A 13,466-nucleotide genomic window follows, 5' to 3' on the forward strand; every position below is an offset into this window, starting at 1 on the left:
TGTTGTTGAAGGAAGCGTATTGGAAGATTAAACGACCGAAGTAGCCGTGAGCTGCCACGATGTTGTAAGTTTCTTCCTCTTGACCGAACTTATAACCATAGTTCTGTGACTCGGTTTCGGTGGTCTCACGCACTAAGGAGGAGGTCACCAAAGAACCGTGCATCGCACTAAACAGTGAACCGCCGAATACGCCAGCTACACCCAGCATGTGGAAGGGGTGCATAAGAATGTTGTGCTCAGCTTGGAACACGAACATGAAGTTGAAGGTACCGCTGATTCCCAAAGGCATACCATCGGAGAAGGAACCTTGTCCAATGGGGTAGATTAGGAACACGGAGGTAGCAGCAGCCAAGGGAGCGCTGTAAGCAACGCAGATCCAAGGACGCATGCCTAGACGGTAGCTCAGCTCCCACTGACGACCCATGTAGGTGAAGATACCAACAAGGAAGTGGAAGATGATTAGCTGGTAAGGACCACCATTGTAGAGCCACTCATCTAAGGAAGCTGCTTCCCAGATTGGGTAGAAGTGTAAGCCAATGGCGTTAGAAGAAGGAACAACAGCACCAGAGATGATGTTGTTGCCATAAATCAAGGAGCCAGCAACAGGCTCACGGATGCCATCGATGTCCACAGGAGGAGCAGCGATGAAGGCGATGATAAAGCAGATGGTAGCGGTTAGCAATGTAGGGATCATCAGTACACCGAACCAGCCTACATAAAGGCGGTTGTTGGTGGAAGTGATCCAATCGCAGAACCGGTCCCACACGTTAGCGTTACGCTGGTTTAATGTGGTAGTCATGTTCGGATGATTGCGTTTATTTGATTATCTAGGTTCAGCAGGCTTGTTTTGCCTGTCTGTATTTATCCTAATACAATGCTGAAGATAAATACATTTTCGGGGTTTAATCGTAACTTTATTTAAAACTACTTAACTCTACTTAATAAAAACCAGGCGATCGCTTTCCTCAATGATTACTGATAGCTAACAAAATTGTAATCAATCCGAGGGATGAATCCGAGGGATGAATCCTATGCTGAGCAAGGCTTATGCCAGTATATTGCTAGCTTGGTGAATCCCTTTGAAGCACTGCTATTTTAGCTTAACATTGCTTAATAAAATAGGAGTGATTGCTTTTGTAAATCCTTACTGATATCTCGGACTATTTTGATTAATCCTAGGGATTAGTCCTAGGTTGGGCAGTGCCTACCAACGCTATGACAAGCTTCTGAATCTATCTGATTAACTGCTATAACAACTTAACATTACTTAATAAAAAAGGTGCGATCGCTTTTGTCACCAGATGTAGAGAATCGTAGGGTGGGCAGTGCCTAGCAAAGCCCTTTGCAAGCTTTATTATCTGTCTGATGCACTGCCCACCGTAATACTTAATTGCTGCTAGCCCGGAAAATGAAACGGGCAAGATGCCCGTTCCACGCCTGATGCCGATTCCACAGGATTAATCCTAGGGTGGGCAGTGCCTAGCAAAGCCCTTTGCAAGCTTTATTATCTGTCTGATGCACTGCCCACCGTAATACTTAATTGCTAGCCCGGAAAATGAAACGGGCAAGATGCCCGTTCCACCACGATGCCTGTTCCACCACGATGCCCGTTCCACCACAATGCCCGTTCCACCACGATGCCTGTTCCACCACGATGCCTGTGGGGTGGGCATCCTGTTCGCCGGAAAATGAAACGGGCAAGATGCCCGTTCCACGAATATGCAGATTCCAGCAACATGACGGTTCCACAACGATGCCTGTTCCACCAAACTATTAAATTGATATTTTCAAGCAGCTTGTCACCCGGTCAGTCTTGATTCAGCGCCATGGCACCTAAATTCCAGTTTTGATATGGCCTTTTCCATGGCTAGATTCAAAAATTGGTCTACTGATGTATACAGCCATGACACAGAGGAATTGGTCTGATCACCGATTTTCTGAAATCCTATCGCCATTGACAGCTCTTGATAACTGGGATGGATGGTCATGGCGTATAAATCCCAAAGGTTCGGAAAATCAGCTTCCATACCCACTAGGGTTTGCTGCACATCCTCCAGGAATCGACACACATTCTGGTGAGTTATATAAGGAGTATCAATCATCCAACTCCTGACTAAGACCGAAGTACAATCCGGATTTCCGGGGGTAGCCATTTTTAGGGGGTCGATAGTGGAGCTGGAACTCAAATAGAGACTATTGATAGGGGGAAGGAAGAATTTTTCCTCAGACTCACTGGCGGTGGGATAGAGCATATAGAATCCAACGGGAGCAGAGGTATCACAGCGACGTAGCACTCGCATACTACTGGGGTATTGATCTGCCCAGCTCCGTAACAGCTTGGTAATTTTGAAGGGGATATAATTGGTTGTATTACTCATCCAGTTGTAGTTGCGAGCCAAGAAATTCGCCACGATCACAGCATCAGTGCGGGGGTTAAAGCCATCAACTTGGAACTGTATGGCCTCAGCTAATGGGTTAGACGATGTTAAATGGGCAACAGGGCGAATTCTGATACAAATCGTATTGCCATCAAAGAGTTTATCAATTAATCCGAGGTCCACTAGGATATCAATCATCATCCCAGCAGCGCGATCGCTTCCTCGGTCTTTGTTAGCATAGAACAGTTCTGCCGCTTCTCGATTAGTACAGGGCACAAACCCTTTCGGTATGGTCAATTGGCTAAGGGGTTTTCTTAAGCGACCACTCAATTCCTGTTGCTTGAGGAGTAGATAAGCCCACAATCGCACGAAATACTCTGCCCGACAGCGAGTTAAACCGACCCGTCGTGGGGTGATCAGTTTATATATATAGTTGTCTTGTAACTCATCCGGAAACCACTGATCGATAAATGCTGGATTCATTGCTCATGGATCATGTAATAGAGTGACAAAATTGTGGCAAGGTAGTTTCATGACTTGGCTTAGCTAGCCCATTCACGATTTCTACACATTGCCGTAATCTAATGGTATTTATTGAGAGATATATATATAGAGCAACACCCCTCAAGAGTATAATTTCGGATTTTCACTCCACAAAACTAATAAAAAACGAATAACTGTAGAAAAACTTCACCTTCCTTCCGGTCCCTTCACCCGGCTACCGTTGATTGCAAACAAATGCAACGAACTTGGGAAATCTGTAGCTTGCTCATTGTAGCTACAGGAGTTCGCCTATAAAAATGACTGTATAAGTAAGCCACGACGAGTTACTCAATTCAGCCATCTCTGTATAGAGTTCTTGGGTAATTCGCATGCGTTATGGGTATTGAAGGAGATTCAACATGTATAGCTTACAGTCCCAGATTAACCAGCAAGTTAAAAGTTTCGCTCAGCTCAGTCATTCAGAAAATAAGTCTAAAATTGCTAGTTTACAATCGAAAAACTCTCAATTCCTTCTACAAGCTATTCTTGAAGGGTTTGTTGACGGTGTATTGATTCTGACGTCTCAAGGAAAGTGGGTTCATGCTAATGAACGTGGGAGTCGCATTTGTCGTCAACTCTGTCAAGATAAGTCACAGATGAGTTCTATACCTGAGTCAATTTGGGGAGTGTGCAAAGCATTAATTGATAGTCGCGATTGGTTTTCTGGGCAAAAAATGATTCTTGAGTCAGAAATAAAAACGGATAATTCGGTAACCTTTCGAGTGAGAGTCAGATGGTTAGTCTTGGATAATCAAGCACAACCTTATCTGTTAGTAACTCTAGAAAATCGCCATAATTCTCGCTATAATGCTGCTCTTACTGATGCTAAAAAATATGGATTGACTAACCGGGAAGCTGAAGTTTGGTTGCTTAGGAAAGCTAAATTGTCTTACAAAGAAATTGCGGCTCGGCTTTATATTACTACCAATACTGTTAAGAAGCATATGAAAAATATTTATGCTAAACAACAGTCATTAGTTAGTATGGAATAGGGAGTAGGGAGTAGGGAGTAGGGAGTAGGGAGTAGGGAGTAGGGAGTAGGGAATAGGGAACAGGGAACAGGGAACAGGGAACAGGGAACATTGATATAGCACTACGCATTAAGATGTTTGACATTCCTAAACTCCGAAACTTAGTCATAGCTTACTTTTGACTTCTGACTTCTGACTTCTAACTTGCGCGGGTGTTTTTTCCTATGAACGTTTCTGATTGCCAATCTGATTCCCAAATCATTACCTACAGCCCTGCCTACACTTTGGTTCCCACTTATGAATGCTTTAATCGCTGTAGCTACTGCAATTTTCGTGCTGAACCGGGTAGCAGTCCTTGGTTGAGTCTGGAGGATGCTGAAAATCAGTTAAGGTTGCTTCAGTCTCAGGGTGTTTGTGAAATTCTGATTCTCAGTGGTGAGGTTCATCCTAGGTCTTCACGGCGCAAGGCTTGGTTTCAACGAATTTATGATTTGTGTGACCTGGCTTTGTCTCTGGGATTTTTGCCCCATACTAATGTTGGACCGTTGAGTTGGGAGGAGATGGCGGCGCTCAAGCAGGTGAATGTGTCTATGGGGTTGATGTTGGAACAATTGACACCGGAGTTGCTCAAAACCGTTCATTGCTATGCTCCCAGTAAGATACCAGAAGTTAGACTACAACAGTTGCAATGGGCGGGAGAATTGGGGATTCCGTTTACGACCGGTTTGTTGTTTGGCATTGGTGAGACTGAGCAGGATTGGTGGGAAAGTTTAAATGCGATCGCACAAATTCATGGTGAGTATGGTCATATCCAAGAGGTGATCCTGCAACCTTACAGTGAGGGCACTACAGAGATATTTCATAGTCAGTCTTTCGGGATTAATCAGCTGCTAAAAGTGATTCGGAAGGCCCGTCAGATTTTGCCCAAAGATATTACTGTCCAAATTCCTCCCAATTTAGTTGATACTGTTGATCAATTGCCTCAACGGTCTTCTGCTCTATTAGCGTGTTTGGAAGCTGGTGCAAGAGATTTAGGAGGAATTAGTCCCAAGGATGAGGTTAATCCCGATTATCCTCATCCCCATAGTTATCGATTGCGAGACGTGATCGAACCAGCTGGCTGGACGTTAGTAGCGCGTTTGCCAGTTTATCCTAAGTATGACAGTTGGTTACCTGCGCGATTGCGACAAGTGGTTAAGAGATGGCGGATTGGTGATAGGTAATTGGTTATTGGTAATTGGTAATTGGTAGACGTGTTGAACAGGGAAGTGTGGGAGCTGTGAGCAGATGGGAAGATGGGGAGTTAAATTGGCAACTGGTGTGGTTTCCAAGGGAGCAATTAGGTTGGCATGCCAGGCATATGCCTAGACTTTATTTTATTTAACCTTGTCGATAGATGATATATTAGAATGTATAACGATTTGGCAGTGACCATAAAACTCAAGTTCAGTTTTGAGCAATCAGAGCTAAGTTTTGATAAGTTTACCATATATTAGAACGCAAAATAGTCTAAAATATGGCAACAATCAATAACGTCTATCCCCAAAAGTAAATTAGAGATTGTAGTTATCCGAGAATTGAGATTAATGCAGGTTACTGGACAAATAACAAACGTAAAAGATTTTGCATAAATCCGCGAGTGTCCCAAAACTGGAAGTAAATCCCTACATGCCACCGTCGAGTTTATGCCCGGACAGTTCATCCATAATTTTGGCCCTAAAGAAGTCCTCGATCGCCCCAACTATTTAAGCGTCCAAATTAGCGATCACCAACATATTATGCTCGACCCCGAGTTTTTGCAATACATAAATCATAGTTGCGATCCCAATGTTTGCTTCGATACTAAAAATATGGTGGTTAGGGCACTCCGAAAAATAGAAATAGGAGAAGAATTCACATTCTTTTATCCATCAACGGAATGGTCTATGGATCGGGGATTTGATTGTATGTGTGGAAGTGAAAATTGCCTGGAATACATTCAAGGTGCTGCCCACTTACCCCTAGAGGTTTTGAAAAACTATCAACTTTCGGAGTACATAGAGCAAAAGCTAGGAATTTAGCCTAGACATGATATAACCCATAAATCCTTTAGTGTTGAGGGCGATTGAGCCCTCACGAAAAAAATGCTAAAGCTCTTGGTGCAGATGCTACCAAGGCGATAGTTACTCATCTGTTATCCATTCCGATTCAGTCAACAACTCACCGCTAAGTCCTATCGGACTATAGCGGGAGCTTGAAAAAGCTCATAGTTGACCAGACTGAGACCTAATAATGGTCTACGTTATTTGAGTCATAACACCTGTAGATGCGTGCCAGTCTTCAGCTCTGTTGCTAGCAATTAAACATCTGTAATGAGTTAAGGAAGTGTTGTTAGCCTCTCAAGCTCTTATAACATTGTCAAGGCAAACTTTACCCACCTTGTGGAGTGTTCAAAGTAATGCGAGTTTTCGTTTTAGATAAAGATAAAAAACCTCTGGATCCATGTCACCCGGCACGAGCTAGAGGACTGCTCAAGAAAAGGAGAGCTAAAGTATTCAAGCGTTATCCATTCACTATCATCATGCAGGACAGGAGTATCGATAATTCTGTCACTCATCCACACAGAATCAAAATAGACCCTGGTTCAAAAACAACCGGAATTGCTGTCGTCCAAGAACACACTGGACAGGTAACAAGCGCATTAGAAATCAATCATCGAGGGCAGAACATCAAAAATTCTTTGGAATCCAGAAGAGCTTTAAGGCGAGGCAGGAGAAGTCGAAAGACTCGTTATCGTAAACCTCGTTTTCTCAACCGAAAGCGCCCAGAAGGTTGGTTGCCTCCATCATTGATGAGTCAAGTACTCAATATTGAAACTTGGACTAGACGACTAATAAAACTGTGCCCCATAGCAGCAATATCTCAAGAGTTGGTGCGATTCGATACTCAAAAAATGCAAAATCCAGAAGTGTCAGGGTACGAGTATCAACACGGTGAACTATTTGGGTTTGAGGTGAAAGAGTATCTACGTGGCTTTTGGGGGCATAACTGTGTTTACTGTGGCGCTCTTGATACACCTTTAGAGGTTGAGCACATTATCCCAAAGTCAAAAGGTGGTAGTAATCGAGTTAGTAATTTGACTCTTGCTTGTCGGTGCTGTAATCAGAAAAAAGGCAATGATCCGATTGAGAAATTTTTAATAAAAAAACCGGAAACTCTCAAAAAGGTATTAGCCAAAGCAAAAACCCCTTTGAAAGATGCAGCAGCCGTCAACGCAACCCGTTGGGAATTATGGAGAAGACTAAAACTAACTGGGCTGCCTGTTGAGACAGGTACTGGTGGCTTGACCAAGTTCAACCGAAAAACCAGAGGTATTGAGAAGACTCATTGGACTGATGCTATTTGTGTGGGTAAATCTACTCCTAAAAAATTATTACTAAACGGAATGAAGCCACTAACAGTTACAGCCAAAGGTCATGGTGTTCGTCAAAGATGCCGACCAAATAAATACGGTTTCCCAAAGGCTCATGCTCCCTCTGCTAAGTTTTTCAAAGGTTTTCAGACAGGAGATATAGTCATTGCTGATATCAAAAAAGGGAAATACGCCGGACAGTATACAGGTCGGATCGCCATTCGTTATCGTCCAAGCTTTGTACTTCAGGCATCTGACAGAAAGATTGATGTGCATCCAAAGTATCTAAAAACAATATTCAAGGCTGACGGCTATGAATATATGTCTAATCAATAACGATTCGCTATCGCTGGCCTTTGGCCACGCTACGCGAACAACTTGTTAATCTGCGGGAATTCCCCTCCCGCTAAAACTAACGTTTATAACGGGAGTCCCCTTCCCGTATTCAAGATGGCCACTAAAAATTTATCTCTGAGTCAGTTAAGTGGAGGAAAAACCTATACCGAAATCGTTTTTAACCAAGTTTGGGGTAAGGTTGAAGCCTATCGAGCAAGCCATCCACAACAACAACTATTTATGATGGCTTTTGGTGACACTACTCAGCCTTTGCCACCTACAGTGGTGCGGGCTTTAGTAGAGGCAGCAAATCGCTTGGGCGATCGCCAAACTTATACGGGTTATGAAGATATTAGCGGAAATCCAGCCCTGAGATCGGCAGTTTGTGCCGACTATTACCAGAAAAAAATGGACATCGATCCGTCCGAAGTTTTTATCAGCGATGGCGCTCAATCCGTTTCGGTCAATATTCAAGAACTGTTTGCTCCAGATAATACAGTAGCAGTACAAAACCCCACTTACCCCTCTTTTGTGGAAGGAACCTTAGTGGCAGGTCGTCCATTGGTAAACTTGCCCTGTCGCGAGGACAATAATTTTGTGCCCAAGCTTCCGGATGAAAAAGTAGATCTGATTTATCTGTGCTTTCCCAATAACCCCACGGGAGCGGTTGCTACTCCCGAACAGCTCCAAGCTTTTGTGGACTATGCCAGAAGTCACCAAGCTGTAATTATTTTCGATGCTGTTTACAGCCCATTTATTACAACCCCAAACATACCCCAGAGTATTTATGAAATCGAAGGAGCCAAAGAATGCGCCATTGAAATTGGCAGTTTTTCCAAATGGGCAAATTTCACCGGTTTGAGGGTGGGGTGGTGCGTTATTCCTCAAGAGCTAACCATTAAAAATACAGTGCCAGGAGAATTAAATGATTTGTGGCGGCTCCGACATGCTGTTAAGTTTTGGGGTACGGCCAATATTGCCCAGCACGGAGCGATCGCTGCTTTATCCCCAGCAGGGCAACAAGAATGTCAGGAGGTGGTAAAGTATTACCTGGAAAATGCTCGCTTGCTCCGAGAGGGTTTGTCAGCAACGGGGCTAATGTGCTTTGGTGGCATTGATAGTCCTTTTGTTTGGGTGAAGGCACCCCAAGGCTTGTCATCCTGGCAGTTTTTTCAAAAAATGTTGCAATCGACCGGGATTGTGGGCGTCCCCGGTTCCGTGTTTGGGGATTGTGGAGAAGGATACTTGCGTTTGGTGGCATTAGGACCGAGAGAGGAAATTGAAGCGGCTGTCAAAAATTTGTGATGGATCAGCAACCGCGCCTTTTCGATCTGGAAAATAACAAAAATAAGGAGTTGAATGATGACTGTTATTGAACTCGAGCGATATCCGATAATTGATGAATTGGATGGAACAGAAGCGAATCTCATCGATAAAGTAAGAGATTACCTGAATCAGTTTGGTTTTTTTTATGTTAAGGATCCGATTGAAGCTAGAGTCAGAATAGATCAAGATCTAGAAAATCTCCAGGATTCAGTTGATGTGTATTACGGAGAAGATGCCTACACCGGTGAAGGTTCGGTTTTTCATGGAACTTATAGCCGATTTGAAGTGGGAGAAAGTACAACGACAGAGCAATACTTTGATTTTTTTAACCAGCTACTGGACATCATCTCTCGTGCTTTGGGATACCCGGAAGAATTTTTCAAAGAATTTTCGCAACAAGAAAACTATGGGTTGTATTTTTACGATAGAGAGGAAGAGTATGTGGAATCTATTAAAAATAGCGCTCGGGAAGAAATTGTAGTTTTTCCTCACAAAGATAGATCGTTGATTACCCTTGTAATTTCAATAAAAGGATTGGAAGGTTATACCAAGGAATATGGCTGGTTTTCTATGCCAGATCGGGAAGGATACTTGATAGTCCAAGGAGGCACTTTTTTGCAAAACCTAACTAAAGACGCAATCAAAGCAAACATTCATCGGGTTCGAGGACATGATTCCTCGAAAGCATTATTTTGGAGTAATTTAATCCCGGTCTAGTCAAAACAGCGATCAGCATGTAGGGTGGGCAAAAACATTTTGTTTTTTTTTAGTTTTATAGATAAAAGAACTTTGCCCACCCTGCTTTAATTGGTATTTTGTTTACGGAATTCCCTAATGCTGCGAGGTATGTTGAGATCAAATCTGTAGCCCAAGGGTATCTTAGAGGAAGATAGGGACAAACTACTAGAAACCTCATGGCATCTATTCCTAATCCAACTCTGGCAGCTGGTCTAGAAGCTCTGAAACAGGGCAATTACCAGGATGCGATCGCACACTTAGAAGGTGTCTGTGAGATGGAGTTGGATGACTCCATTGTGACGGAAGCCTCTCAATCCCTAGTGCAGGCTTATCCTAAGCATGGTCAGCCAGAAAAAGCGATCGCACTTTGCCAACACCTGAGGGAACACCCTGACCCCCAGATACAGGAATGGGCAGCTAAAACTGAGACTGAGTTAATTACCAAGTATCCTGTTGCTGCTAAGTCCCCTGCTGATGCCACAGGGTTTACTCCCCTAGAGGATCAGGCGTCTAGCCCACTGAAACTGAGCCGTAAACCAAACCAGACTGCTTCATCTTCTTCCCTATTACCAGTTCCCTACTCTCCCCCGGATATTCCCACCCTCTACACTCCTCGTCCTCGATGGCGCAACTGTGGACGAGCCCAGCATTGGCATCCCCTGAAATCTCCCAAGATGGAACGGTTGTGGCTATTAGCAATCACCGTTGCGATCGCATTTTTCTGGCTACTGCGCTTAAGCGTCGAATTCGCCATGGAAACCATCAATTCCATCTTGGTAGAGTTACCGTGGTTCCAACCCTTCCAATTGTTATACCGTGACCCAACCCTAGCCCTAGGAATTACCATAGCAATCCTATTTATCCTATCGCCGTGGTTAATGGATGGATTGCTAAAACAGTTTCATGGTCTTGAACCCCTATCCCTAACTCAACTAGCTTCCCGCCATCCAGAATCCGCTAAAGTCATCCAAAAAGTTTGCCGCAAACGACGTCTGCCCTTACCGAGCTTAAAAATCTTACCCACAGACGCCACCGTAGCCCTGACCTATGGTAACTTACCTCGCACTGCTCGCATTGTAGTGAGTCAGGGATTATTAGACCAGCTGAAAGATGATGAAATTGCCAACATCTACGCTGGTCAGCTAGGACATATTATCAATCGGGATTTCATGTTGATGTCCCTAGGGGTACTAATTATTCAAATCCCTTACACTATCTATTGGCAAATCCCTCAGTGGGCTCAGAAGCTAAAGGAATTACTGCTAGTTAAATTACCTGGTGCTAGGGGATGGTTAAGCGCAATCCTTTTAGGAATTACCGGTACAGTTGCTTCCCTCAGTTACAGCATTTACTGGGTATTGAGCTTACCGCTGTTATGGTTATCTAGAGCTAGAGTTTACTATAGCGATCGCATCGCCATCTCAACCACAGGGAATCCCAATGGCTTGACCCGCGCCTTACTAAAAATTGCCCTAGGGATAAGCGAAGACATCCAAATTTCCGGCCAAACCAGTGGGCTATTAGAAAGCTTTGATGTCTTACTCCCCGTCGGTTATCAGCAAGCCATGGTTATCGGCAGTTTTTCTCCCACCACCCCCTTTGAAGACATCTTAAAATGGGACTGTACTAATCCCTACCGCTACTGGTTAATCATCAACTCTGCCCATCCCCTACTGGGAGAACGGTTACATTTACCTAAGCGCTATGCCCACTTTCTCAAGCTTCATGCCGAACTAGATTTACCGGCTTTAATTCCTGCCAGTCGCAATCGAGCTGAATTTTTCTATAAACTCAGCAACAGTTACAAAGCCTTACCTCTGTTACAAAGTACCCTAATTTTTGGAGTAATAATGGGGGCAGCCCTAAGAGGGATACTTTGGATAATTGGTAAACTGTCTGACCTGCTCGACATTTGGCAGCTAATTTGGCTACATAACGCTAATTCCTTTATCGATGCTTGTATCTTAATTGCCTTTAGTATCAGTGTCTTTCTCTGGATTAATAATTACTTTCCCGACCTCAAACCTACTAATATCGGTACTGACCCCGACTTAGGAGATTATTTCGCTACTAACGCTACTCTACCTCCCGATAGTCGTCCTGTTCTGTTAAGCGGAAAACTATTAGGACGTTCGGGATTACGCAATTGGCTCGGACAAGATTTAATATTACAAACCTCAACAGGTTTAGTCAGACTAAATTACTGTTCCTATCTCGGACCACTAGGTAATATCCTACCTCAACCCACCCGTGTTAGTAATTTAGTAAACCAGAATGTAATCGTCACTGGTTGGTTTCGTCGGGGTGTTAATCCCTGGATTGATATTGAAACCATCAGTATCGAAGACGATAAAGTAATTCGCAGCTACTATCCGATTTGGATTACCATCCTCGCCACAGTAGCAGCCCTATCCGGCGCTTATCTGATTTTCCAAGTAGGAGCCTGAAATTATTGGGAGGGAATCGGGAATCGGGAATCGGGAATCGGGAATCGGGAATCGGGAATCGGGAATCGGGAATCGGGAATCGGGAATCGGGAATCGGGAATCGGGAATCGGGAATCGGGAATCGGGAATCGGGAATCGGGAATCGGGAATCGGGAATCGGGAATCGGGAATCGGGAATCGGGAATCGGGAATCGGGAATCGGGAATCGGGAATCGGGAATCGGGAATCGGGAATCGGGAATCGGGAATCGGGAATCGGGAATCGGGAATCGGGAATCGGGAATCGNCCATCAGTATCGAAGACGATAAAGTAATTCGCAGCTACTATCCGATTTGGATTACCATCCTCGCCACAGTAGCAGCCCTATCCGGCGCTTATCTGATTTTCCAAGTAGGAGCCTGAAATTATTGGGAGGGAATCGGGAATCGGGAATCGGGAATCGGGAGTCGGGAATCGGGAATCGGGAATCGGGAATCGGGAATCGGGAATCGGGAAGTTGATGTAGGGTGGGCAGTGGGCAGATGTAGGGTGGGCAGTGCATGAGACCGGATCAATCACTGGGATCATAGTTGCTAGACACTGCCCACCATCAGAATAGTGAAGCAGACCGGATCAATCACTGCCGACCATAGTTGATGTAGGGTGGGCAGGGTCGCAGACCGGATCAATCACTGGGATCATAGTTGCTAGACAATGTTTCTAGTTCATGTATTCACAACCCAAATCCAAACACTATAGTATGAAAAAACTGTTTCTGATTTTACCATTAGCTATCTTAACTTTTGGAAGTATAGTTGTTAACAGCCAAGAAACATCCTCACCCAATAGTTACACTCAATCGGTTACCAGTGAAGTGTTAGGTAGTGGTTATCCGACTCAAGAAAAAAAGGAAATTCTTGAACTTATTCGCCATACCATCAAACCCAGAACAAAACTGCCTCATCATACTCATACCGGCATGCAAATTGCACTAGTAGAGGCTGGCACCTTAACGTTTACTGTTGTGAAAGGAGAGGCTAAAGTAAGGAAAGCTAATGGCACAGAATTAATTCTGCAAGCAGGGCAGACTACACAACTAACGGTTGGAGATTCTCTAGTTGAATCTAGCGGAATGGTTCATTATGGTGAAAACAAAACAAACAAACCAGTTATTCTTCTGTCCGCTTCTCTATTTGATGTTGACCAACCAAAAACTATTTTACTCGATCCAGAAAAATGAAGAATAAAGTGTAAGCGGTCAGCGGTCAGTGGTCAGCGGTCAGCCGTTGGCCTTGCTCGGAAGCTCCCGACTCCCGACTCCCGACTCCCGACTCCCGACTCCCGACTCCCGACTCCC

Annotated in this window: 13 protein-coding genes; 8 read left to right on the forward strand and 5 right to left on the reverse strand. The window is 44.2% G+C overall.

The genetic code is table 11. The annotated features are described in order from the left end of the window. The 3 genes from BJP37_RS29970 to BJP37_RS29975 all read right to left on the reverse strand — a co-directional run. On the reverse strand, positions 1-799 hold a 799-nt coding region (locus BJP37_RS29970), incomplete at its 3' end, for a photosynthetic reaction center family protein (protein ID WP_075904360.1). Positions 800-1,536: 737 nt separating this feature from the next. Then, the gene (locus tag BJP37_RS41715) at positions 1,537-1,701 is read right to left on the reverse strand and encodes a hypothetical protein (protein WP_198954228.1); all 165 of its coding nucleotides are present in this window, start codon (positions 1,699-1,701) and stop codon (positions 1,537-1,539) included. 98 nt (positions 1,702-1,799) lie between these two features. After that, entirely contained in the window at positions 1,800-2,861 is a 1,062-nt protein-coding gene (locus BJP37_RS29975) for a hypothetical protein (RefSeq protein WP_075904364.1), read from the reverse strand. A 419-nt stretch (positions 2,862-3,280) separates the two neighbouring features. Between BJP37_RS29975 and BJP37_RS29980 the strand changes: the two genes are divergently transcribed. Then, positions 3,281-3,913 (forward strand): helix-turn-helix transcriptional regulator, encoded by a 633-nt coding sequence (locus BJP37_RS29980; protein WP_075904366.1) that lies wholly within the window; start codon positions 3,281-3,283, stop codon positions 3,911-3,913. On the opposite strand, the gene BJP37_RS40290 is transcribed toward BJP37_RS29980, so the two are convergent. Continuing rightward, entirely contained in the window at positions 3,900-4,037 is a 138-nt protein-coding gene (locus BJP37_RS40290; RefSeq protein ID WP_214607783.1) for a hypothetical protein, read from the reverse strand. The two genes, BJP37_RS29980 and BJP37_RS40290, sit on opposite strands and share 14 nt — an antisense overlap. 79 nt (positions 4,038-4,116) lie before the next feature. Here BJP37_RS40290 and cofG point away from each other — a divergent pair, with 79 nt between their 5' ends. From cofG to BJP37_RS30010, 6 genes are all read left to right on the forward strand, one after another. After that, on the forward strand, positions 4,117-5,115 hold the full coding sequence (gene cofG, locus BJP37_RS29985) for a 7,8-didemethyl-8-hydroxy-5-deazariboflavin synthase subunit CofG (RefSeq protein WP_075904368.1): 999 nt from the start codon (positions 4,117-4,119) through the stop codon (positions 5,113-5,115). A 462-nt stretch (positions 5,116-5,577) separates the two neighbouring features. Next, on the forward strand, positions 5,578-5,952 hold the full coding sequence (locus BJP37_RS29990; RefSeq protein WP_229415491.1) for an SET domain-containing protein-lysine N-methyltransferase: 375 nt from the start codon (positions 5,578-5,580) through the stop codon (positions 5,950-5,952). 377 nt (positions 5,953-6,329) lie between these two features. Further along, on the forward strand, positions 6,330-7,619 hold the full coding sequence (iscB, locus tag BJP37_RS29995; RefSeq protein WP_075904370.1) for an RNA-guided endonuclease IscB: 1,290 nt from the start codon (positions 6,330-6,332) through the stop codon (positions 7,617-7,619). A gap of 114 nt (positions 7,620-7,733) precedes the next feature. Continuing rightward, the gene (locus tag BJP37_RS30000; protein WP_075904372.1) at positions 7,734-8,924 is read left to right on the forward strand and encodes an LL-diaminopimelate aminotransferase; all 1,191 of its coding nucleotides are present in this window, start codon (positions 7,734-7,736) and stop codon (positions 8,922-8,924) included. A 57-nt stretch (positions 8,925-8,981) separates the two neighbouring features. Next, positions 8,982-9,662, forward strand: a complete 681-nt coding sequence (locus BJP37_RS30005; protein ID WP_075904374.1) for a 2OG-Fe(II) oxygenase family protein — start codon at positions 8,982-8,984, stop codon at positions 9,660-9,662. 197 nt (positions 9,663-9,859) lie between these two features. Next, positions 9,860-12,130, forward strand: coding sequence for a zinc metalloprotease HtpX (locus BJP37_RS30010; protein ID WP_075904376.1), 2,271 nt, complete (start codon positions 9,860-9,862; stop codon positions 12,128-12,130). A 404-nt stretch (positions 12,131-12,534) separates the two neighbouring features. Here the strand turns inward: BJP37_RS30010 and BJP37_RS40300 are convergent, their stop codons facing one another. Then, entirely contained in the window at positions 12,535-12,684 is a 150-nt protein-coding gene (locus tag BJP37_RS40300; RefSeq protein ID WP_158069826.1) for a hypothetical protein, read from the reverse strand. A 185-nt stretch (positions 12,685-12,869) separates the two neighbouring features. Between BJP37_RS40300 and BJP37_RS30020 the strand changes: the two genes are divergently transcribed. Beyond that, positions 12,870-13,349, forward strand: coding sequence for a cupin domain-containing protein (locus BJP37_RS30020; RefSeq protein WP_229415492.1), 480 nt, complete (start codon positions 12,870-12,872; stop codon positions 13,347-13,349). Positions 13,350-13,466 lie beyond the last annotated feature (117 nt).

Source organism: Moorena bouillonii PNG, from assembly GCF_001942495.1.
GTDB lineage: Bacteria > Cyanobacteriota > Cyanobacteriia > Cyanobacteriales > Coleofasciculaceae > Moorena > Moorena bouillonii.